The sequence below is a fragment of the Flavobacterium luteum genome (assembly GCF_008806775.1).
Taxonomy (GTDB): domain Bacteria; phylum Bacteroidota; class Bacteroidia; order Flavobacteriales; family Flavobacteriaceae; genus Flavobacterium; species Flavobacterium luteum.
This window is the reverse complement of the sequence record NZ_WAEM01000003.1, coordinates 110,857-132,334: the sequence shown is the minus strand read 5'-3', so window position 1 is coordinate 132,334 and position 21,478 is coordinate 110,857. Positions and strand designations below refer to the sequence as shown.

At 30.0% G+C, this 21,478-nt stretch carries 21 protein-coding genes and 1 tRNA gene; 17 read left to right on the top strand and 5 right to left on the bottom strand.

All coding sequences use genetic code 11. The features are described from left to right. The first annotated feature begins 13 nt into the window (after positions 1 to 13). The gene (locus F6464_RS07805) at positions 14 to 1,312 is read left to right on the top strand and encodes a gliding motility-associated protein GldE (protein WP_151107250.1); all 1,299 of its coding nucleotides are present in this window, start codon (positions 14 to 16) and stop codon (positions 1,310 to 1,312) included. Positions 1,313 to 1,398: 86 nt separating this feature from the next. Then, a complete protein-coding gene (gldD, locus tag F6464_RS07800; protein WP_151107249.1) occupies positions 1,399 to 1,962 on the top strand; it encodes a gliding motility lipoprotein GldD in 564 nt (187 codons plus the stop codon). A gap of 44 nt (positions 1,963 to 2,006) precedes the next feature. On the opposite strand, the gene F6464_RS07795 is transcribed toward gldD, so the two are convergent. Further along, positions 2,007 to 2,519, bottom strand: a complete 513-nt coding sequence (locus F6464_RS07795; protein WP_151107248.1) for a heavy-metal-associated domain-containing protein — start codon at positions 2,517 to 2,519, stop codon at positions 2,007 to 2,009. 117 nt (positions 2,520 to 2,636) lie between these two features. Here F6464_RS07795 and F6464_RS07790 point away from each other — a divergent pair, with 117 nt between their 5' ends. After that, the gene (locus F6464_RS07790) at positions 2,637 to 3,503 is read left to right on the top strand and encodes a DMT family transporter (RefSeq protein ID WP_151107247.1); all 867 of its coding nucleotides are present in this window, start codon (positions 2,637 to 2,639) and stop codon (positions 3,501 to 3,503) included. 46 nt (positions 3,504 to 3,549) lie between these two features. On the opposite strand, the gene F6464_RS07785 is transcribed toward F6464_RS07790, so the two are convergent. Continuing rightward, positions 3,550 to 5,592, bottom strand: coding sequence for a M16 family metallopeptidase (locus F6464_RS07785; RefSeq protein ID WP_225318046.1), 2,043 nt, complete (start codon positions 5,590 to 5,592; stop codon positions 3,550 to 3,552). 12 nt (positions 5,593 to 5,604) lie between these two features. Beyond that, the gene (locus F6464_RS07780) at positions 5,605 to 6,930 is read right to left on the bottom strand and encodes a M16 family metallopeptidase (protein ID WP_151107246.1); all 1,326 of its coding nucleotides are present in this window, start codon (positions 6,928 to 6,930) and stop codon (positions 5,605 to 5,607) included. 263 nt (positions 6,931 to 7,193) lie between these two features. Between F6464_RS07780 and rplU the strand changes: the two genes are divergently transcribed. The 12 genes from rplU to F6464_RS07720 all read left to right on the top strand — a co-directional run bounded on the left by rplU (position 7,194) and on the right by F6464_RS07720 (position 18,792). After that, on the top strand, positions 7,194 to 7,619 hold the full coding sequence (rplU, locus tag F6464_RS07775) for a 50S ribosomal protein L21 (protein WP_151107245.1): 426 nt from the start codon (positions 7,194 to 7,196) through the stop codon (positions 7,617 to 7,619). Positions 7,620 to 7,642: 23 nt separating this feature from the next. Further along, positions 7,643 to 7,909 (top strand): 50S ribosomal protein L27, encoded by a 267-nt coding sequence (gene rpmA, locus F6464_RS07770; RefSeq protein WP_035669638.1) that lies wholly within the window; start codon positions 7,643 to 7,645, stop codon positions 7,907 to 7,909. Between the two features lie 199 nt (positions 7,910 to 8,108). Continuing rightward, the gene (locus tag F6464_RS07765) at positions 8,109 to 10,448 is read left to right on the top strand and encodes an outer membrane beta-barrel family protein (RefSeq protein WP_151107244.1); all 2,340 of its coding nucleotides are present in this window, start codon (positions 8,109 to 8,111) and stop codon (positions 10,446 to 10,448) included. 274 nt (positions 10,449 to 10,722) lie between these two features. Then, positions 10,723 to 12,057: a tyrosine-type recombinase/integrase gene (locus F6464_RS07760; RefSeq protein WP_151107243.1), complete on the top strand. Its 1,335-nt coding sequence runs from the start codon at positions 10,723 to 10,725 to the stop codon at positions 12,055 to 12,057. 70 nt (positions 12,058 to 12,127) lie between these two features. Then, a complete protein-coding gene (locus F6464_RS07755) occupies positions 12,128 to 13,780 on the top strand; it encodes a hypothetical protein (RefSeq protein ID WP_151107242.1) in 1,653 nt (550 codons plus the stop codon). 103 nt (positions 13,781 to 13,883) lie between these two features. Then, positions 13,884 to 14,165 carry a helix-turn-helix domain-containing protein gene (locus tag F6464_RS07750; RefSeq protein WP_191963339.1) on the top strand — a complete coding sequence of 94 codons (282 nt, stop codon included), beginning with the start codon at positions 13,884 to 13,886 and terminating at the stop codon, positions 14,163 to 14,165. Between the two features lie 3 nt (positions 14,166 to 14,168). After that, positions 14,169 to 14,537, top strand: a complete 369-nt coding sequence (locus F6464_RS07745) for a hypothetical protein (RefSeq protein WP_151107240.1) — start codon at positions 14,169 to 14,171, stop codon at positions 14,535 to 14,537. A 3-nt stretch (positions 14,538 to 14,540) separates the two neighbouring features. Next, the gene (locus F6464_RS07740; RefSeq protein WP_225318045.1) at positions 14,541 to 16,472 is read left to right on the top strand and encodes a DNA primase family protein; all 1,932 of its coding nucleotides are present in this window, start codon (positions 14,541 to 14,543) and stop codon (positions 16,470 to 16,472) included. Beyond that, on the top strand, positions 16,472 to 17,551 hold the full coding sequence (locus F6464_RS07735; RefSeq protein ID WP_151107239.1) for a DUF6371 domain-containing protein: 1,080 nt from the start codon (positions 16,472 to 16,474) through the stop codon (positions 17,549 to 17,551). The genes F6464_RS07740 and F6464_RS07735 overlap by 1 nt, the downstream gene beginning before the upstream one ends. Positions 17,552 to 17,636: 85 nt before the next feature. Further along, positions 17,637 to 18,044: a hypothetical protein gene (locus tag F6464_RS07730; protein ID WP_151107238.1), complete on the top strand. Its 408-nt coding sequence runs from the start codon at positions 17,637 to 17,639 to the stop codon at positions 18,042 to 18,044. A gap of 176 nt (positions 18,045 to 18,220) precedes the next feature. Further along, a complete protein-coding gene (locus F6464_RS07725; RefSeq protein ID WP_151107237.1) occupies positions 18,221 to 18,538 on the top strand; it encodes a hypothetical protein in 318 nt (105 codons plus the stop codon). Next, a complete protein-coding gene (locus F6464_RS07720; protein WP_151107236.1) occupies positions 18,538 to 18,792 on the top strand; it encodes a hypothetical protein in 255 nt (84 codons plus the stop codon). Before F6464_RS07725 ends, F6464_RS07720 begins: the two co-directional genes overlap by 1 nt. Before the next feature lie 193 nt (positions 18,793 to 18,985). Here the strand turns inward: F6464_RS07720 and F6464_RS07715 are convergent. Then, positions 18,986 to 19,059, bottom strand: a tRNA-Ile gene (locus tag F6464_RS07715). Positions 19,060 to 19,264: 205 nt separating this feature from the next. Next, positions 19,265 to 19,666, bottom strand: a complete 402-nt coding sequence (gene mce, locus F6464_RS07710) for a methylmalonyl-CoA epimerase (protein WP_151107235.1) — start codon at positions 19,664 to 19,666, stop codon at positions 19,265 to 19,267. Positions 19,667 to 19,829: 163 nt separating this feature from the next. On the opposite strand from mce, the gene rbfA reads away from it, so the two are divergent. Together rbfA and F6464_RS07700 are read left to right on the top strand one after the other, a co-directional pair. Beyond that, complete coding sequence (gene rbfA, locus F6464_RS07705; protein ID WP_151107234.1) at positions 19,830 to 20,222, top strand: 30S ribosome-binding factor RbfA; 393 nt, start codon at positions 19,830 to 19,832, stop codon at positions 20,220 to 20,222. 1 nt (position 20,223) lies between these two features. Beyond that, complete coding sequence (locus tag F6464_RS07700; RefSeq protein WP_151107233.1) at positions 20,224 to 21,423, top strand: ABC transporter permease; 1,200 nt, start codon at positions 20,224 to 20,226, stop codon at positions 21,421 to 21,423. Positions 21,424 to 21,478: the final 55 nt, after the last annotated feature.

Below are 21,478 nucleotides of genomic sequence, written 5' to 3'. Positions count from 1 at the left end.
AATCATTTTTAATTTGGACCCAGAGCCCAGTATTTCATTTTTATCAACCATAGATACCAACTTACTCTTTGGTTTTATTGCAATATTTATATTGCTTTTTTGTTCAGCATTAGTTTCTGCCGCCGAAGTCGCCTATTTTTCCTTGACTCCAAAGGATATCGACGAATGTACTAGAGAACATCCGTCAGAAGCTATTATAATCACAACACTTTTAGAGAAACCCAAAAAATTATTAGCCACATTACTGGTTGCAAACAATTTTATCAATATAGGCGTTGTCATATTATTTTCATTTATTGGTAAAAACATATTTGAATCAATTGCTTCACCCGTGCTGAAATTTACTGTTGAAGTCATTGTTGTTACTTTTTTAATCTTATTGTTTGGAGAAGTTTTGCCCAAAGTATATGCCAGTAGAAATAATATTAAATTCGCTACATTCTTTGCTTATCCATTGTCAATATTAGATAAATTGCTTTCGCCAATAAGCATTCCGATGCGATCACTTACTATTTATCTTCATGAAAAATTAGCCGGTAAACAAAAATCAAGTTTCTCAGTCGATCAATTATCCCAAGCACTAGAACTAACATCTTCATCAGATACAACTAATGAAGAACAAAAAATATTAGAAGGAATTGTATCGTTTGGAAATACCGATACCAAGCAGGTGATGAGTCCTAGAATTGATATTTTTGCCATAGAAATTGAAGAAACATTTGAAGAAATTATTCCAAAAATTACAGAAAAAGGGTTTTCTAGAATTCCTGTTTACAGAGACAATATCGACCAAATAGAAGGCGTTTTGTTTGTAAAAGATTTAATTCCACATATTAACAAAAAAATATTCGATTGGAAAACATTGTTAAGAGAACCTTTTTTTGTTCCAGAAAACAAGAAACTCGACAATTTGCTGAAAGATTTTCAGAACATGAAAAGCCATTTGGCGATTGTAGTCGATGAATACGGTGGAACTTCAGGATTGGTTTCTTTAGAAGATATTATAGAAGAAATTGTTGGAGATATTAGCGATGAATTTGATGTTGAAAACTTGAATTATTCTCAAATAGATGATAAAAATTTTATTTTTGAAGGAAAAATAAATCTTAAAGACTTTTACAGAATTATAGCCGTAGATGAAGAGCTTTTTGAAATTAGAAAAGGGGAAGCAGAAACTTTAGCTGGATTTATTCTTGAGATTCTAGGAAACTTCCCTAGAAAAGGACAGAAAATAAATTTTGAAAAAATTCGTTTTACTATTGAGTCAGTCGATAAAAAACGCATCAAACAAATAAAAGTAACCATTGAATAATCCTTCCTTAACCCCTTCAAAGGAGGGGAAGTGATAATGAATAGGTTATTTAAAATTTAAGAAAATTAAATAAATTTAGAATAAAGATGCATAAAAAAATAATTACTTTTTCTATTCTCTCAATAGTGTTATTTTTAGTTTTTAGTTGTAAAAATGATGTACTGCCAAAGCCTGCAAGCCAGTTGCGATTGGATTATCCAGTTGCGGAATATGCGCATTTTGAAAACGAATGTCCTTTTACTTTTGATATGAATTCAGAAGCCATAATAAAAGGAAAACCCGATTGTAATTTTACGATAAATTACCCAAAGATGAAAGCAACTATTTATTTGAGCTACAAACCCATAAATAAAAATATTAATCTTCTTTTAAAAGACGCTCAAAAACTCACCTATGAACACGTAATAAAAGCGGACGGAATTACAGAACAGCCTTTTTTAAACCCTACAAACAAAGTTTACGGTATGTTTTATCAAGTTAACGGTAATGCGGCTACAAATGCACAGTTTTATGTTACAGATAGTGTTAAACATTTTTTAGATTGTTCGGTTTATTTTTATGCAAAGCCAAACTTCGATTCTATAATGCCAGCAGCAAGTTATGTTAAAAATGACATGCAACGAATCATGGAAAGCTTACGCTGGAAATAAAAAAGAGAACCAATTGGTTCTCTTTAGAATAAATTTATAAGAAATTACATTGTAGTTGCTTTTTTCTCTTCTTTTTCACAATGTTTTTTCTTAGCACAACAGCCTTTCCCTTTTATAGCTTTTTTACTATCTGCAGAGCACGATTTCTTTTGATCTTCTTTCTTTTCTGGTTCTTGTACTAAAAGCATTGCTTTATTGCCTGAAGATTTTACATTCGATACTTTATAGGTTTTCCCATCGGCAGTAGCTTCAACAACTTTAACTAACGTTTCAGCGGTTTGTTTTGTGGCATCAAATGATACGGTAGCTAACTTGTTATCAAAATCTACAGTCGCTTTTTGAACACCTTCAGTTTCTGACAATTCTTTTTCAATGGTTTTTGCACAACCTATCGCACAGGTCATGCCTTCAATATTGAAACTAGCGGTTTCTAATTTTGCAACAGGAGTAGCGTTCTTTTCAGTAGCTTCTTCTTTAGGTTCACTATTGGTTTGTTTACAGCTTGTAAAAAGCACTATCGATAAGCATAAAGCGAATATTGATTTGGTAAAATTCATAATAACACATTTTAGATTTAAAAATTCAAGTTCATATTTTCAATTATTTACAAAAATAACTAAAAAAAGAAGTGGTAATTCATAAAATTATTACAAATTTGATGTAAAAATTTAACAATGAATTCTAGACAAACAAAATGGTTTTTCTTACTTGTTCTTGCTCTTATTTGGGGAAGCTCATTTATATTGATAAAGCGAGGATTAGTAGGACTCAATCCTTTTCAATTGGGTTCATTGCGAATTGTGTTTGCTGCGATTTTTTTATTACTTATTGGTTTTAGAACTTTGCCAAATATACCACTTGGACAATGGAAATTTATAGCGATTACATCCTTATTCGGTACTTTTATTCCTGCTTATCTTTTCTCTATTGCTCAAACCGAGATTGATAGTTCGATTAGCGCAATTCTTAATTCACTAACGCCTTTAAATGCTTTAATTTTAGGAATTACAGTGTTTGGATTGAATTTTAAAAGAAGTCAAATTATTGGAGTTGGAATTGGCTTGCTAGGCAGTGTGCTTTTAGTATTTAATGGTGCTGCCAATCATCCAGAACAAAATTACTACTATGCCATATTGATTTTAATAGCCTCTATTTGTTATGCAATTAATGTGAATTTGATTAATAAATACCTGTCTGATTTGAGTCCGTTAACAATTTCAACAGGAAACTTTACCGTTTTATTACTTCCTGCATTAGGGATACTTAGTTTTTCTAATTTTTTTGATATTGTTCAACTCGAAAAAGTGCAACATTCTTTATTATTTGTAATGATATTAGGCGTTTTAGGAACCGGAATTGCCAATATTCTTTTCTTTAAACTAATAAAATTGTCTTCGCCAGTGTTTGCTTCTTCGGTTACTTATTTAATTCCAGTTGTTGCTTTTTTTTGGGGCTTAATAGACAATGAGATGCTAACTCCAATTCAGTTTTTTGGTGCTTTTGTAATTTTAATTGGAATTTATCTTTCGAGTAAAAAATAAAAAGGCTCCCAATACGAGAGCCTTTCAAGTAAAAAATAATTTTTAATTATTTAAAATCAGCGTCTGAAACCCCTTCGTTAATTTTAATTGTTGTTGTTGTCAATTCAATTTCCATTCCAATATTTAAAATAGTTTTAAATGGGAATTTAATTCCTTTTACTTCTTTATAATCGCTATAGTTTGTGGTTTGGGTTATTTTTTGCCCTTCTTGTTCTAAAATTTTAGACTCAGCAACTTTCAAACCTGATGTTACATCATAGTAATAAATAGATTCTTTGTCTTTAATCACATAGGCTTCAGCACCATTTATTTCTTCAATACCGCTAAGTATAACTCCTTCTTTTTTAGACAATAGTAATTCATCAAAAGTATTGGCGCTAGCTTTCATCTCTGTTAATTCGTTGCCAGTTAAATCTTTTCTTTCTCCTTGTTGCACTAAATAAGCTCCTTTTTCATTTACCACTTGCTTCATCATAGACATTCCCATAGCTTTAATTTCTCTGAGCATTTTATTACTTGAAGTCGTTTTTGAGGTTAGCTCTAATTGAGCTCCTTGAATAGTTCCATACGAAATGGTTAGTATAGATTTTACATCACTTAATGCTTTTAATCCGCCTATTGTTTTGATGTAATTATCAATAACTGATTTAGCTGTAACCCCTGCAGGAATCGTCTTGTTTAAGACTTTCTTTTCTACTGGAGCTCCGTATTTATCAAAATAAAATATTGGAATTTTAAGTTTTTCTAATCCAGGCAGTACTTCTGATCCTTTCCCTACAATTACAATTCGAGCGTTATCTGCAAGGAAATATTTATTAGCCGCTCTTAAAACATCTTCAGGAGTTACAGCATTAATATTTTTGATGTAGTTTTCGTAAAAATCTTCAGGAAGTCCCTGTGTTTTAGTTCTTAACGCATAGCCCGCTATAGTTTGAGGCTTTTCGATTTGCATTACAAAATTACCAATATAACTGGCTTTTACATTTCTTAAATCTTCATCCGAAACTTTTTCAGTTCTAATTCTTTTTATTTCTTTCAAAAATTCGACTACAGCACTATCAGTAACTGCATTTCTTACTTGAGAATAGGCTCCAAAAGAAGACACATATTTACTGCCACCAATACCAGACCAAGCCCCATAGGCCCATGCATGTTTTTCTCTTAAATTCATGTTTAAATAGCTGTTAAAGCTACCTCCTAATACCTCATTAGCGAGTATCGTGGCGAAATAATCTTTGTCGGTCATTTTTAAATTACTAACGTTCATCACGGCTATTTCAGATTGAACAGCATTTGGCATATCAATAAAATTGATTTGAGAGTATTGAACATTCTTTGGGTCAAAAATAGTTAGATTTGGAGCTGTAGCCTTTAACCAAGGATCAAATAGGATTTCCACTTGCTTTTTTACAATATCAAATTTCACATCACCTATAATAACTAAATAGGCATTTTCAGGAACAAAAAAAGTGTTGTAATTTGAAATTACATCCTCTAAAGTTACATTGTTAATGGTGGCTTCACTCAAATATTCGCCCAAATGATGATTTCCTCCAAAAGTTAAAACATTTTGAACCCTTCTAGCTACTGATTGAACATTTTTTTCATCTGCTTTTAGACCTTCAATAAGTTTAGACTTATTTTTATCAAATTCTTCTTGGGTAAAAACAGGATTCAAAGCACCGTCTGCCATTAATTCTAAAATTCTATTAGCATATTTAGAAAGACCACTTGCATAAGCACCACTATTTTCAAAATTAATATTCGCCCCTAAAAAATCTACTTCTTCATTAAAAGCATCTTTAGATATTTTTGTAGTCCCGCTTCCTATCAATGCGCTCGTTAACTCAGAGACCCCTTTTTTAGATCCTTCGGTGTAAGGGGTGTTGTCAATACTTAGACTAAATGAAACTCTAGGAAGTTTATGGTTTTCCACAACTAAAACTTTTAAACCATTTTTTAATTCAAATGTTTGTGGTTTACCAATTTTTATACTTGGTAATGGTCCTGGTTTGGGCTGAGGTATAATTTGTGTTTGCATAGTTATAGTTAAGAACAAGCTTACTAAAATATATATTGATTTTTTCATGAGTATATTATTTTAATTTTGAGCTTTGTCTTTCGATGGAATGTAGTTTAATAATAATCGTTGGTTTGGATTCAGATATTTTTTTGCAACATCTCTAATTTCTTCTCGGGTAATAGTTCTATAAGTCTCAATATCAGTATTTATTAATTGTGTATTGCCAAACAATAAATAGTAGGTAGCTAAACTTGTAGCAACGCCCTCAAGAGAAGCATTTTTATTGACGAATTCATTTTCAATTTTGTTTTGGATTTTTTGTAAATCATTTTCAGAAATCAAATTTGTTTGAAGTGTGATAATTTCGTCATCAATTTCTTTTAAGATACTTTCAGGTGAAATTTCGCCTAATGGAAGCGCATAAAGAATATACATCCCATAATCTTCTTGACTTAAATCGAATGCGCCAACTTGCAAAGCCATTTTTTTGTCGTCTACTATTTTTTTATACAATTTTGAACTTTTCCCACCACTTAATAGTGAAGAAATCATTTCTAATATCCTGGCATCTCTTGTTTTCATAGAAGGCGTTCTATAGGCAGCAACAATTGCTGGAATTTGAATGTTTGTGTCTTCGTATGTAGCGTGAACGGTTTCATTTATTGGAACTTCCAGAAATGTACTTTTCACAATTGGGGTTCCTTTTTTGATAGGATCAAAATATTGACGTATCCATTTTTTAGCTTGATTTGTCTCAAAGTTGCCTGCAACAACTAAAACCGCATTGTTTGGAATATAGAATTTTTTATGAAATGCTTGAAAATCCTGTAATTTAGCAGCATCTAAATGTTCAGTAGAACCAATAGTTTCCCATCTATAAGGATGTGTAAAAAAAAGATTTTTTTTAACCTGACTGATAAAATTACCATAAGGTACATTGTCTATTACATTTTTTTTCTCCTCCTTAATGACTTCATTTTGGGTGTCTACTCCAATTTGATTGATAATGGGGTGCATCATCCGTTCCGCTTCCATCCATAATCCAAGTTCTAGATTATTAGAAGGAAAAATTTCAAAATAATAAGTTCTGTCATCAGAGGTATTTGCATTGTTTATCCCTCCATTTCCAGAAACAATCTTAAACCATTCTCCACGTTGAATATTTTCTGTTCCTTCAAACAATAGATGTTCAAAAAAATGAGCAAAGCCAGTCTTCTCAGGGTCTTCATCTTTAGTCCCTACATGATACATTACAGAGGTTATTATTGTTGGAGCTGTTGGATCGTTATGTAAAATAACATGTAAACCGTTGTCTAAAGTGTATTCTTCAAAAGTCACTTTTTGAGCAGTAGCTATACCTCCAAGCATAAGTGATGCACTTAATGTCATTAATGCGTTTTTCATAGGTTAATACTTTTTTTCTTATCTGATTGGTGCTCCTGTGGAGGATTTTGTCACACCAAAAATACTTTTTTTTCTTTCAAGACAACAAAGAATAAAAAAATTAACAAATAATTGCAATTTGACAATATAACAAAGGTCTTCTTTTTTAGAAAGTCTATGATTTACAATGGTTTAATGATTTTAAAACATTTTTTAGTAACTAGTTGTGGAAATGATTTTAAGTTGTATATTTGCAACCTTAAAAATTAATAAAACAATTTGTTATGTATGCAATCGTAGAGATAGCAGGGCAACAATTCAAAGTTAGCAAAGACCTAAAGGTTTACGTTCACCGTTTGACAAATGAAGAAGGAACTAAAGTTTCTTTCGATAAAGTTTATTTGTTAGATGATAACGGTACAATCACAATAGGCGCCCCAGCTATAGAAGGTGCTTCAGTAGAAGCCAAAGTGTTACAACACTTAAAAGGAGATAAAGTTATCGTTTTCAAAAAGAAAAGAAGAAAAGGATACAAAAAGAGAAATGGTCATCGCCAATATCTTACTCAAATTGTAATTGAAGGTATTACTACAACAGGGGCAAAGAAAGCAGCTATTAAAAAAGAAACTGCTGAAGTTGCAACTGAAGAAGTTGAAGCTCCAAAAGTAAAAAAAGCTCCAAAAGCTAAAAAAGAAGATTCAGTAGAATAATAACAATATAAAACTAATACGTCATGGCTCACAAGAAAGGTGTCGGTAGTTCCAAGAATGGTAGAGAATCAGAATCAAAACGTTTAGGTGTTAAGATTTTTGGTGGACAAGCTGCTATTGCAGGGAACATCATCGTAAGACAAAGAGGTTCAAAACATAATCCAGGTGAAAACGTTTACATCAGTAAAGATCACACTCTACACGCAAGAGTAGACGGAGTTGTTTTCTTCCAAAAGAAAAGAGATAATAAATCGTATGTTTCTATACTTCCTTTTGAAGTAGAAGCATAGTTGATTTACTCGATTTATTTTAAAACCCGTTTCGTGAGAAGCGGGTTTTTTTGTATGAGTTCCAACATAATAAGTAGTGATTTCTGCTTATTTGAATTTTATTAATCAATAGAATTTAATTTGTTGAATTATTGTGTAACATATATGCTATACTTTAGTCTTATACCATTAACTTTTCAATTATTTAAATCACCTGTTTATGAATATCAAAGTACTTGTCTTTTTATTTTTATGTGTTGTAAAACTAGGGTATGCGCAAAACAGTGGGAATGTTTCAGGAAAAGTTCTTGATAAAGTTACAAATACTCCAATATCCTACGCATCAATCGAAATAAAAGAAGGCAAAAAAATTATTAACGGAGGAGTTACAAATGAACAAGGTGATTTCTTAATAAAAAACATTCCTTTAAATAATTACACTTTAGAAGTACAGTTCATTGGCTACAAAAAGTATATTTCAAATTTAGAATTTAACGATGCTAAGAAAACTATTTCCTTAAAAATAATTTTAGATGAAGAAGCAACGGAATTAAAAGGAGTTGATGTTATTAACGAACGTTCTATTATTGAACAGAAAATAGATAGAAAAATCATCAATATTGGAAAAGATTTATTAAGTGCTGGAGCAACAGCGGTAGAAATAATGAATAATATTCCATCAGTAAGTGTTGATCCTCAAACAAACTCCATTAGTCTTAGAGGTAATTCTAATGTACGAATATTAATTGATGGGAAGCCAACTACAATAGAAGCATCGCAGTTATTACAGCAAATACCATCGAGTTCCATAAAGCAAATTGAATTAATTACAAATCCTTCAGCAAAGTACAATCCCGAAGGAATGAGCGGAATAATTAACATTGTATTGAATAAAAACAGTAAAATAGGCTTTAATGGCAGTGTTAATAACGGAGTTACATTTGGAAAAACGCCAAAGTTAAATTCTTCATTTGATATGAATTATAAGACTGGAAAATTGAATATGTATGGAAATTACGGTTTGAATACAGGTAAAAATTCAAATTTTGGATTTGTTAAATCGACTGAATTTGGAGAGGAAAACTATCAAGATTTTAGATTTGAAAATACGAACACTTCTCATCTAGCAAAAGTAGGATTCGATTTTTATTTGAATGAGAAAAACACACTATCATTTTACACCATACAAAATTTTTTTAACGGAAAGGGAAAGTCAAGTACAGCAGTAGATTATTTAAACCCATTAGAACTTGACATTTTGCAATTGTTCAATAATAAAAATGATAATTATACGCAAACCTATAATTTAGATTATAAAAAAGAATTTAAAAAAGAAGGGAGTTTTATAGAGTTTGAGGTCAATTACAATAATAATGATAATATAGAAGACGCCGTTTTTGTTTCACCAAACGCTACAAATTATATTAACAATAAAGGAAACAATTCACTTATAAATTTAGATTATGTGAATCCACTATCAGAAACTAGTAAATTAGAATTAGGATTGGAGAGTCGAATAGAAAACACCCAAAACAATTTTGTTAAAGACGGATTTTACAATTCTGACTTTACATATGAAAGAAATATTTATTCTGCTTACGCTACTTTTTCTGAGCAATGGGGGAAATGGAGTGCGCAAGTTGGAACTAGATTTGAAAAATATTTTGCTAATGCCGATTTTAAAAAAATAGGCGAAAACAATGCAAATTTTAGTGATGACTTGTTTACACTATATCCTTCAGGATATATTAGCTATTCACCAAGCGAGACGAATTCATTTAATTTTAGTGTTTCAAGACGAGTAGATCGGCCAAGCATAGGTCAGGTAAACCCAATAAGAGAATGGAGTACTCCACAGGTTGACTCAGAGGGAAACCCAGAGCTTTTCCCTCAATTTACCAACTCGTTTGAAATAAACTATACAAGAAAGACTAAAATAGGGTCTATAACGTCAGGAGTCTTTTACAGAAGAATAAATGATGAAATTACTCGAACTTTATTTGAAAACCCAAATAATCCAGAAAAATTAATTCTCTCTTATTCCAATTTAAATGACAATAACGCTTATGGAGTTGAAGTTTCTGGAAATTTAGATTTTACAAAATGGTTTAGCTCCAACATAAGTTTTGATGCTTATTCTAAAAAAGCTAAAGGCATAGTTGAAAACGAGTTTGTAGAGGTTGATGTAACGATATTTAATGCAAGAATCAACAACACTTTTAAAGTATCAAAAAAATTGCGTTTTCAGCTTTTCGGAATGTACAGAGGCAAAGATTTAGGGCTACAATTTTTAAGAAAACCCATGTGGAAAATAGATTTTGGGTCTAGTTATACTGTTCTAAAAGGAAGTGGAACCATTACAGCTAGATTTAGCGATATTTTTAATACAATGAATTTTGCTTTTGAAGGCACTAAACCTAAAAGACAAAACGGACAGTTTAATTGGGAAAGCCAAACCGTTTATATTGGATTTAATTATCGATTTGGTGCTGGAAAGAACAAAGCATTACAGCGCAAAGAAAGAGATAAAAACGAAACACAAGGCAGCAGCGGATTTTAAAAAGACAATTAATATGTAGCGGTTTTATTATTTTGCAAAAAAAAGACTCCTATGAAGGAGTCTTTTGTGGTCCCACTTGAACTACTATAAACGTAAACTACAATTTTACAAACATTTGATTTCATTACAAAAGTAAGTATAAATTCAATAATTACAATACTTTACAGATAATTTAAAATGTATTGTAAATTGCAGTAAATTGTAATAAACACACTTTTACCGTACAACTATCGTACAAATTAATTATATTTGTAGTGTTCAAATATCAAACACTATGGCAACTATCAATTTTTTGTACCGTTCTACTAAAGACAAAGCAAATTTACATTTACGTTTATTGTATCGTTTCAATGATATTGATTTTGTCATTGGAGCAAATACCGAGTTTCAAGTTTCAAAAGACTACTGGAACAACCAACACAAACAAAGAGTATTTAAAAAAACTAATAATACTGATGAGTTAAATAAAATTCAAGGCATTAAAGAAATACAAAATGATACTGATAAAGAACTCAATAATATTGAAAATCATATCTTAAATGCTTTCAATATTGTTAATCCTGATGAGGTAAACAAAGACTGGTTACAAACTCAAATTAATAATTACTACAACCCACCAAAGGAAGCTGAAGCATTACCAACGGAATTATTAAAATACTTTGATTATTTTATTGAAGTCAAAAAAAATGAAATATCAAACGGAACTTATAAAAAGTATAATGTTACTAAACATTTACTGGAGCGTTACCAAAAAACAAAAGACAATCAAATTAAAATTATTGATGTTAATGATAAATTCAAAAACGATTTTGAAAATTATTGTTTAAAAAATAACTATGCTTTAAGTACTATTTCAAAGGATTTAAAAACCATTAAAACAGTATGCAACCACGCAAAGCATAACGGAATTAAAACAAGCCACCAATTAGACAGGATTAAAACACCTCAACACAAAACCGAAAAAATTTATTTAACCTTTGAGGAACTTACAAAGATTGAAAACATAGACAAAAGACGTTTAAACGATAATTATGATAATGCAAAAGACTGGTTAATTATTAGTTGTTATACAGGACAAAGAATTTCAGATTTTATGCGTTTTGATAAGTCTATGATTAGATACGAAAAAAACAAACAAGGTATTTCAAAGCCTTTTATCGAGTTTACACAGGTTAAAACTAATAAGGTTATGATAGTAGCATTACACCCTAAAGTAATGGAAATTTTAGAAAAAAGAAACGATGAGTTTCCAAAACCAATTTCAGACCCTAAATACAATCTTTACATAAAAGAGGTTTGCCGTATTGCTGGATTAACTGATAAAATAAAAGGTAGTAAGTTAACCGATATAAACAAAGAAGACGAAACCGAAAAGAAAGCCAAAAATAAAGATGAGGTTAAGCAATTTCGCAAAGAAGTAGGAATGTTTAAAAAATGTGAGTTGGTTACTTCGCATATTGGAAGACGTTCATTTGCTACTAACTTTTACGGAACTATTCCAACTACTTATTTAATCAATGTTACAGGACATAGCACCGAAGCAATGTTTTTAAATTATTTGGGTAAAAGCAATAAAGATTTAGCAATGGAAATAACTAACTATTTTTAGAAAACTAAAAAATAAATGTTTTATTTTAGGTGCATATTTTACACCTTTTACACTCAACACAGGCAAACTAATGATTACAGACAAAATAAAAGCATTATTTAACTTCATTGAATTTCTACATTCTAACATTGAAAATTTTAAACAGTATGACATTTTAATTAATGAGTTAAACTCTTTGGATATTGAAAGAAACAAATTGAATCGAAGTAATAATTTTAAAGACAAACTTAAATATGATGAAATACAGGCAGAAATTAAAGATAAATTCGAGGTAATAAACGAAAACATAATTCTACTTATCAAAGACAAATCAAACGAATTAAATATTTGTGACTGGAATGAAACAAACACCCTTTGGAATCGTAATATATTAGAAATAAGCGAACTAAAAGAAAATTTTAGTGCAAACGATATAGCTGAAATATTAGAACATAAAAATAAATATATTGAGTATAGGACAAAAACAAATTGTTATTATTTTAGTCAATTTTTCTTTGTTGATTTAGACCAAATATTAAAAGTGTTGTTTGATTTTTTTAAAGAAAGCACCGAAAACGAAAACGAATTTGAAGCCTTTGAAATAAAAAAAATAAAGGTTAATGATATAAGCGAAGCCGTTGAATTAATACAAAAAGGACATACTAAATTCATAATTCCAACACCCGATAGCAATACTAAACAAAGACTTTCAAAATCTTTGAGTGATATAAACTTTTTTCAGATTTATTTTGAAACCAACAATAAAAAAGAGTTTAATAATGACAGTTTTATAACACCTGAAAATTGGAATAATTTAAAAGATGTATTCTTTAAGCAAAGAATGAATAATTATAAATTGAGTTATACCCAAAAAGAAAAAATTATACTTGAAATAGAAACCATTGAAAATTTAACACTAAATAATACTGATTATAAAATATTAAAGGAACGATATAAAGAGTATTTAAATGAATTATTAGCAAAGCAAAATCAAATTATTAAGTTGACTGACTTTGAAAAATCCGAACTTTTTAAAAATACAGCCTTTTTTTATACTTCAACTCATTTTAATAAAGATAATTTAAAAGGCGTTTTTAATAAAGAATATGAAACTAAAAAAGAGTTTGTAAAAATTCTATATTCAGAAAATACACGTATTTTTTTTAGATATGCAATAACTTTAAAAAATGAAGACTTTATAAAATCTATTCAAAATGAATTTAAGTTATTTTGTGCTTATAATAATGCAAATAATGAAACAAAAGAAAATTGGTTAAAACATACTTATCATTACATTATTAACGTAAATGAATTATCAGGATTTATAGATAAACCAACCGTTAGTATGGTTATAGAATGGTATAACGAAACAATAAAAAGCGTTACACCCGAAGCACATCAAAAACTTGAAACCAATAAACCTGATGAGGTTAAAAATTTACACCCAAAGCACAATCCAAACGACTGGAATACTGATTGTTTTGAGTTGTTTAAATATTTGATTGACAACTATTACAATGATAAAAAAAGAACAAAAACTAAATTAATTTGTATTTGGTTTTATTTAAGTGAGTACAACACTGAAAAGTATAATTTAAAAATCACAAAAGATAATTACAAAATATTTATTAAAGAAAACTACGAAATAGCAATAACAAACACAGATAAACCTGATAATTATGATAGTAAAGTATTAAACACTTTACACGAACACCGCATAAAATTTGAAGACAGTTTGAAATAAATAGTAAAACACAAAACAAACACAAATAACACAAAATACAACTCTTTTTTGACCACAAACACCGCTTGTTTATTTGCAAAGTATAACAATAATACTTTAAATAATGAACGAACAAATTATCTTACAAGGAACAACCCTCGAAGCATTAGTACAACTAATCAATGAGGGCGTAAAAAGTCAATTAGAAGACTTCAAAAAAAACCTCAACACCAACGACCCTGACATTTTATTTACTCGAGCTGAAGCGTGTGAGTTTCTTAAAATCGAGCAAACTACTTTATACCATTGGGTAAAGGCTGGTAAAGTGCATTGTTATGGTATTGCAAACAGACGGTTTTTTAAAAAATCGGACTTACTGAATAGTTTAACCTTATTAAAAAAATAAGCTATGAATTATACAGGCAATAACAACGAAAACCAACGCAGAAAGGAAGTTTTAAAATTGATGAGAAAGGAAATAGTAAAAAAGTCAAAAACCGATTTTCAAACTATTTTAAAAGAAACCGAGATTAACCGTTATTATTTTGGATTAAAATACATTACTACTTCAAATAAAACAATTTGCGAAACCTTAAATATTACACCTGAAGCTGGAACAAGGTACAAAGCTAAACTTGAAGAAAATCAAAATTTGGTTACTTCTATTGATAAATTCCAATGCCCTTATACAAAAGAGTATGTACATTTTTTGAGTACAAACCCACTTGAATTTGAAAGGCTTTTAAAGTCAAAAACTAACCAATTTAAAATGTTTTAGACTATGGAAGCAAATAAATACACTTTTGAATTATCATTTTATGATAAAAAAACAGCAGTTGTTAATGGTGCAAATGAAATTTTACCAAATACAACCACAAACGAAAATATAAGCAAATTTTCAAAATGGTTTGCCGTTGCAAGTGAAAGTCAAAACCTCGTTAATGCTGATAAATGGTTTAATGCTTACATAAAAGAACTATTAAAAGAATGTAAAAAGCCATTATGTAAAAACAGACCTGAAGACAGTATAATTGAAATTGAAAATTGTCAAAACGAAATTGAGTTGTTTAACTGTATTAATAGTAAAGTACCTTTACAACCAATAAAAAAAGACCAACTTAAAAACCTGATTTCAAATGATATTGAAAGCAAAGTAAAATTGAACGAAATTGTACCACAGAAAACACCAAACGATATTTTACAGGAACTCACAAAAAGTATAGGGCAAATTGATTTTATGCTTTTAGCATTTCCCGATATTAAAGACCTACAAAATGAGTATTTTAAATTGCAAAATGAATTATTTGGGAGTAGTGCAAATAGCGATATTCAAATAGAACCAATCTACACAGATAAGCAAAGCAATGAGTACAAAGAAGCTTTTAAAAAATGGCAAAAAGTTGGTAAAGAATTAGATAAATGTAAATTAACAAAGAACCATTATTTAATCCTTTGTATCGAAAAGCTTTTAGAGATTGCAAACGCTAATAAATGGGATTTATGCAAAAATGAAGCCTTTATATTTTTGTACAATGGCTTTTACTGGAATGAAATAAGCAAAGAGTTACTTCAATCCTTTTTAGGTAAAACCGCCTTAAAAATGGGAGTTGAAAAATTCAAAGCAAAAATATTTTCGTTTCAAGATGAGTTGTTTAAGCAGTTTATGGCTGAAGCTTATTTGCCAAAACCCGAGCCAAAACCTAATTGTGTTTTGATTAATTTACAAAATGGCACGTTTGAGATAACACCAACAAAAAGAGGTTTAAGGAACTTTGATAGTAAAGATTTTATTACCCACCAATTGCCGTTTGAGTACGACCCTGAAGCAACCGCCCCACAATGGCAAAAGTTTTTAGATGAGGTATTGCCTGATAAAGACAAACAGAAAGTATTTGCAGAATTTTTTGGTTACATTTTTATAAAACCAAGTGTATTGAAACTAGAAAAAATGCTTATTCTTTACGGTACTGGTGCAAATGGTAAAAGTGTATGTTTTGAAGTCTTAAACGCCCTTTTAGGGAGCGAAAATGTAAGTAATTATTCCTTACAAAGTTTGACTGATGCAAATGGTTATTACAGGGCAAAAATTGCAAATAAGCTAGTTAATTATGCAAGTGAGATAAACGGCAAATTAGAAACCGATGTATTTAAACAAATGGCTTCAGGCGAACCAATAGAAGCACGTTTGCCGTATGGTAATCCAATGATATTAAAAGAGTATGCAAAGCTAATTTTCAATTGTAATGAATTGCCAAAAGACGTTGAACATACAACGGCATATTTCAGACGGTTTTTAATTGTTGGTTTTGATGTAACTATTCCTGAAGACAAACAGGACAAACAATTGCCACAAAAAATAATTCAAAACGAATTATCGGGAGTGTTCAACTGGATTTTGCAAGGACTTGACAGAATTTTGGAACAAAAGAATTTCAGTAAATGTGTAGCAATAGAAAACGCCCGAAGCGATTACGAAAAGCAAAGCGATAGTGTACAAATATTTATTAATGAGTTGGATTTTAAGACCTCAACAACTGAATATACTTTGATTTCGGAATTGTACCCACAATATAAATGGTTTTGTATTGAAGACGGATTTCGCCCCGTAAATAAGTCAAATTTTATGAAGCGATTAACGGCATACAAAATTTATGTAACACGCTTAAACGTTGGTAATGTAGCTTATATTATTAATGATAAAGGTTTTGTATAATGGAAGTTTACAAATACACTTTGGACAAAGGAAGTAAGAAGTTTCTTTGTCCTAATTGCACCCAAAAAACATTTGTAAAATACATTGATACTTATACAGAAAACTATTTGCCTGATGAGTTTGGTAAATGCGACAGGGAGCAAAATTGTAACTATCATAAACCACCACCAAAAGGAAATAAGTACTATTTAATAAAGGTTTTGTCTTTAAAGGAAATAACAGATAAAGCAATTAAAACAACTGATGTAAACGGCATTATTACGATAGTGCCAAAATCACAGATATTGGAGCAGTCAAAAAATGAGTGTTGGATTTCGGAATGGTTTTTAAAAAATAGCACTATTCAATATTTAACGAATGAGTTTAAATACAATTATTCAAATGTATCGGGTTTTATAAATGAAGTCAAACAAATAATACAACCGCTACCAATAGCACCGAGTTACCACAGTTTAGAACTATTGGACAAAATGTATAACGAAAAGCAAATAGACCATTTAACCGAGTTTCTTAAAACGCTATTTTCAAAAGATGAGGTTTTCAAAGCAACCCAAAATTATTTGATTACTGGTACAAACATTTGTTGGTTTAACTCAACTGTATTTTGGCAAATAAATGACAAAGAAAAAATACACGCTGGTAAAATAATGCAATACGATAGGTTTACAGGTAAAAGAGTAAAAGAACCTTACAATCACATTAACTGGTTACATAAAGCCATTAAAGAGCCTGATTTTATTCTTAATCAATGTTTGTTTGGATTGCACCGAGTTAATGAAGACTATCAAAAAACGATTGCAATAGTTGAAAGCGAAAAAACCGCAATAGTTATGAGTATTATATTACCGCATTACATTTGGATTGCCACAGGGAGCAAAGGAAACTTTAAATTTGAGATGCTGAAACCTATCAAAAAAAGAAATATTGTTTCATTTCCTGACAAAGGCGAGTACAACAACTGGTTAAACAAAGCCACCGAGTTAAACGCAATAGGGTTTAAGATTTCAGTTAGTGAGATACTGGAGCAGACCGATTTTGAAAACGGTTTTGATTTAGCAGACTATTATTTGAGTTTATAAAAAAAACAATAGTTTGCAACAAACCGTAATTTTAATTCATTTGGATTTATTAGATTTGGTTATTATTAATTTAAAAATATTAGAGATGAAAAAATTACTAATAGTGTTTTGTCTTTTTAGTCTAATAGCAAATAGTCAAGTCAGTAGTTACAATAAAGGACTTACAAAAAACTCTATTGAATTAGGAGAGTGGTATTTGAATAAGGGTATAGAAACTTATTGTACAAAACAAAATCCAGTTGGTTATAAAGCAAGTTATGATGAATTAAAACAAATTTTGAGTTTTTATAATTTGGATATAACGGAAGCTGAAATTGATAAGTCATTAATTGACAAATCTGTTGAAAGTTTAAACGATTTTAAAAATATGAGTGACTCTTTATTAATTGAATGGTCACAAATTAAAATGGTTTGGAGGGCAACTAATGGGTATCAAGTTAATTGGGACTGTACAGATATATTAAATTTGATTACCATACGAAAAATTAAATAATGGTAATCATAGTATTACTATAATAAACAAAGGCGAACCAATAAAGGAACGCCTTTTTTTTGTTCAAATAGTATCACACAGGCAATGCGTAAAACCTCAACAAATATAACTATAATAAATAACTATTAAAATAATTTATTATATTTGTTTTATCTATAATAGACAAATTTAGACAAATGGCAACAGGCATAAAAACAGGAGGTCGAACCGCTGGAGCAGTAAACAAAACCACCGCTGAAATAAGAGAACACTATCAAAATTTAGTTTCAAATAATTTGGAGCAGTTAGACAATGACCTCAAAGGTTTAGAACCTTTACAACGATTAAAAATGATAATTGAATTATCAAAGTTTGTTGTTCCTACATTAAAGGCTACTGAATTAACCACCACAGGAACAGAAAACGGATTTAATCCTATTGTTATAAATTTAGGTAGTGGACTTTCGCCCGATGAGATAAAGAGAATAGATGCAGAACTTGAAGCAAAATATTAATGACTATTAAAATAAATAATCATATTGAATTGCTGGAGTTTATCAAAAGAGATGACATAAACAAACACGATGCGTTAACTATATTTGAAAAAGCATTAAAAGTGATTTGTATTGTTTTTACCGATGCTATAACAAAAGAAGTTTTAATCGAAAAAAGCGAAATGATAAAAGAACTCGAAAACATAATAGCAAACCCCGATTACGAACCTAAACCAATTATCTTTTTTGGCAAAAATCCACTTGACGAAATATAAAATTATTTTAAAATGATTAATACTTTATCGAAGTGCAAAAAGTGTAAATAATGCACCTGAAAAAACAAAGTTTTTTTTACTGCAATAGAGTAATAATAAGCATATTTTTAGTCAACAATACAAAAATCGTACAAATATTAAAATAATAAATCCTTAAACTACTGATTAACAGTACATTTAAGGATTTTCTATGTGGTCCCACTTGGAATCGAACCAAGCACCTACTGATTATGAGTCAGTTGCTCTAACCGAATGAGCTATAGGACCAATTATACTTCACTGATTTTTATTTTATATTGGTGTTCAGTGAATAAAGCTACAGCTTTATTTGAGGTTGCAATATTACTACTATTTTTATTTTTCTGCAACTATTTCTTGGCTGGATTTTTAGATTTCTAAATTATTTGATTATTAGATTCTCAAAATCATTGATTTTTATGGTTTTGGGATATTTTAGCCTACTTAAAATGAATTAAATAATCTCTTGACACAACTCTATCAAAACTCCATTTGTAGTTTTTGGGTGCAAGAAAGCAACTAATTTATTATCGGCTCCTTTTTTTGGAGTTTCATTAAGCACAACAAATCCCTCTTTTTTTAATCTTTCTATTTCTGAAAAAATATCTTCTACATCAAAAGCAATATGATGAATTCCTTCCCCTTTCTTTTCAATGAATTTAGCTATCGTACTTTCTGGATTTATTGCTTCTAACAATTCAATTTTATTAGGTCCGTTCCTGAAAAAAGAGGTTCTTACGCCTTCACTAGCCACTTCTTCTTGTTTATAAGCAGATACTCCAAAAAGTTTTTCGAAAAGCAAATTCGAAACTTCTAAATCTTTTACGGCAATTCCTATATGTTCTATTTTTTTCATCTTTTAACTAATTTGAAATAAATCTAATAAGGCATTTGTAAAAATACAAATTTTAAAGCTCTTTAAATTGAAAAGCGCATTAAATTAAGCTACAATAATATCCTAAATTCAAACTTTGGGCCTTTGTAGCATTGTGGCTATAAAAAAATTGTACTTTTGCAAGATGGAAACAAATAGACAGAAAAAAATAGGCGGAGTTATTCAAAAAGATTTAGTAGATATTCTGCAAGGTGAAGTGAGAAAAAACGGAATTTCAAATTTGATAATTTCAGTATCCAAAGTTAGTGTTACGACAGATTTATCGGTTGCAACAGTACATTTAAGTATATTTCCTCAAGAAAAAGCAAAAGAAACATTAGCTGCCATCAAGTCGAATGCTATTTTAATAAAACACGATTTATCGCAACGTGTTCGGTTGCAATTGCGAAAAGTGCCCAACTTAACTTTTTTTATTGACGACTCGTTAGACTATATCGAAAAAATCAATAACGCTTTGAGCAACAGAGAGAACCCTATAGAAAATCGTGAACTTTTAGAAAAACGAAAAAAAATCTAACTTGAATTTTTCGTTATACATCGCTAAGCGTTACATTTTTAGCAAAAGCAAGAATAATGCAATTAACATTATTAACAGAATTGCGTCTGCTGGAATTGTAATTGGTGCTATGGCGTTGTTTGTGGTTTTATCGGTTTTTAGTGGCTTGAAAGATTTTAGTTTATCCTTTAGCAATAATTTTGATCCAGATTTGAAAATTTTGGCTACCAAAGGCAAATCTTTTGTGATTTCTAAAGAACAAGAACTAAAAATATTGAAATTAGAAGGGATTGCCTCTCAAAGCAAAGTTATTGAAGAGCGTGTGCTATTTATGTTCAATGGCAAAGAAGAAGTTGCTGTTCTTAAAGGTGTTGATAGCGTTTACAGTCAAGTAAATGATGTAAAAAAAACACTTTTTAACGGGCAATGGCTCAAACCAGAAACCTATCAGGTCGTAGTTGGTTACGGGATTTCTGAAAAATTATCATTAGGATTATTCGATTTTAACAGCCAATTGGAAGTTTTTGTGCCTAAATCTGGAAAAGGCACGATAGAAAATCCTGCTGAAGCATTTAATAAATCGACTATCTTTCCAGTTGGGATTTATGCTATTAATGAGGATTTGGACTCTAAATATGTTTTTGCTGATATTGGTTTAGCACAAGAATTGTTAGAATACAAACCCAATCAAGTTTCAGGAATTGAACTCAAACTAAAACCTAATGCAGATGAGGCTACGTTAAAAACACAACTCGAAGCCATTTTTAATAATAAAGTCTTTGTAAAAAACAGAGCGCAACTTAATGATAGTTTGTATAAAATGCTCAATACCGAGAATGCTGCGGTATATTTAATTTTTACACTCGTTATTATTTTAACCTTATTTACACTTGCTGGTGCTATAATCATGATGATTCTAGACAAAAAAGAAAATCTAAAAACACTATACAATCTTGGAACAGAAGTGAAAGATTTACAGAAAATTTTCTTGCTTCAGGGAACACTTTTAACGACTTTTGGAGGACTAATTGGACTTTTCATAGGAGTTATCATTGTGGTAATTCAACAACAGTATCAATTGATAATGATAACCCCAACACTTGCCTATCCTGTAATTTTTAATCTTCAGAATGTAGTTGTGGTTTTAGCAACTATTTTCAGTTTAGGCCTTATTGCTTCTTGGATTGCAAGTAGTAGAGTAAGCAAGAAATTGTTGGATTAAGATTAAAACTGAAACAAATAAATTTATAAAAGAATAACCAAAGTTTACTATAAAA

What these genes read in the sequence shown, in the direction of transcription:
- gldD (WP_151107249.1), top strand. Translation starts at nt 1,399, where the DNA reads ATGCATAAAAAAATAATTACTTTTTCTATTCTCTCAATAGTGTTATTT.
- F6464_RS07795 (WP_151107248.1), bottom strand. Translation starts at nt 2,519, where the DNA reads ATGAATTTTACCAAATCAATATTCGCTTTATGCTTATCGATAGTGCTT.
- F6464_RS07790 (WP_151107247.1), top strand. Translation starts at nt 2,637, where the DNA reads ATGAATTCTAGACAAACAAAATGGTTTTTCTTACTTGTTCTTGCTCTT.
- F6464_RS07785 (WP_225318046.1), bottom strand. Translation starts at nt 5,592, where the DNA reads ATGAAAAAATCAATATATATTTTAGTAAGCTTGTTCTTAACTATAACT.
- F6464_RS07780 (WP_151107246.1), bottom strand. Translation starts at nt 6,930, where the DNA reads ATGAAAAACGCATTAATGACATTAAGTGCATCACTTATGCTTGGAGGT.
- rplU (WP_151107245.1), top strand. Translation starts at nt 7,194, where the DNA reads ATGTATGCAATCGTAGAGATAGCAGGGCAACAATTCAAAGTTAGCAAA.
- rpmA (WP_035669638.1), top strand. Translation starts at nt 7,643, where the DNA reads ATGGCTCACAAGAAAGGTGTCGGTAGTTCCAAGAATGGTAGAGAATCA.
- F6464_RS07765 (WP_151107244.1), top strand. Translation starts at nt 8,109, where the DNA reads ATGAATATCAAAGTACTTGTCTTTTTATTTTTATGTGTTGTAAAACTA.
- F6464_RS07760 (WP_151107243.1), top strand. Translation starts at nt 10,723, where the DNA reads ATGGCAACTATCAATTTTTTGTACCGTTCTACTAAAGACAAAGCAAAT.
- F6464_RS07755 (WP_151107242.1), top strand. Translation starts at nt 12,128, where the DNA reads ATGATTACAGACAAAATAAAAGCATTATTTAACTTCATTGAATTTCTA.
- F6464_RS07750 (WP_191963339.1), top strand. Translation starts at nt 13,884, where the DNA reads ATGAACGAACAAATTATCTTACAAGGAACAACCCTCGAAGCATTAGTA.
- F6464_RS07745 (WP_151107240.1), top strand. Translation starts at nt 14,169, where the DNA reads ATGAATTATACAGGCAATAACAACGAAAACCAACGCAGAAAGGAAGTT.
- F6464_RS07740 (WP_225318045.1), top strand. Translation starts at nt 14,541, where the DNA reads ATGGAAGCAAATAAATACACTTTTGAATTATCATTTTATGATAAAAAA.
- F6464_RS07735 (WP_151107239.1), top strand. Translation starts at nt 16,472, where the DNA reads ATGGAAGTTTACAAATACACTTTGGACAAAGGAAGTAAGAAGTTTCTT.
- F6464_RS07730 (WP_151107238.1), top strand. Translation starts at nt 17,637, where the DNA reads ATGAAAAAATTACTAATAGTGTTTTGTCTTTTTAGTCTAATAGCAAAT.
- F6464_RS07725 (WP_151107237.1), top strand. Translation starts at nt 18,221, where the DNA reads ATGGCAACAGGCATAAAAACAGGAGGTCGAACCGCTGGAGCAGTAAAC.
- F6464_RS07720 (WP_151107236.1), top strand. Translation starts at nt 18,538, where the DNA reads ATGACTATTAAAATAAATAATCATATTGAATTGCTGGAGTTTATCAAA.
- mce (WP_151107235.1), bottom strand. Translation starts at nt 19,666, where the DNA reads ATGAAAAAAATAGAACATATAGGAATTGCCGTAAAAGATTTAGAAGTT.
- rbfA (WP_151107234.1), top strand. Translation starts at nt 19,830, where the DNA reads ATGGAAACAAATAGACAGAAAAAAATAGGCGGAGTTATTCAAAAAGAT.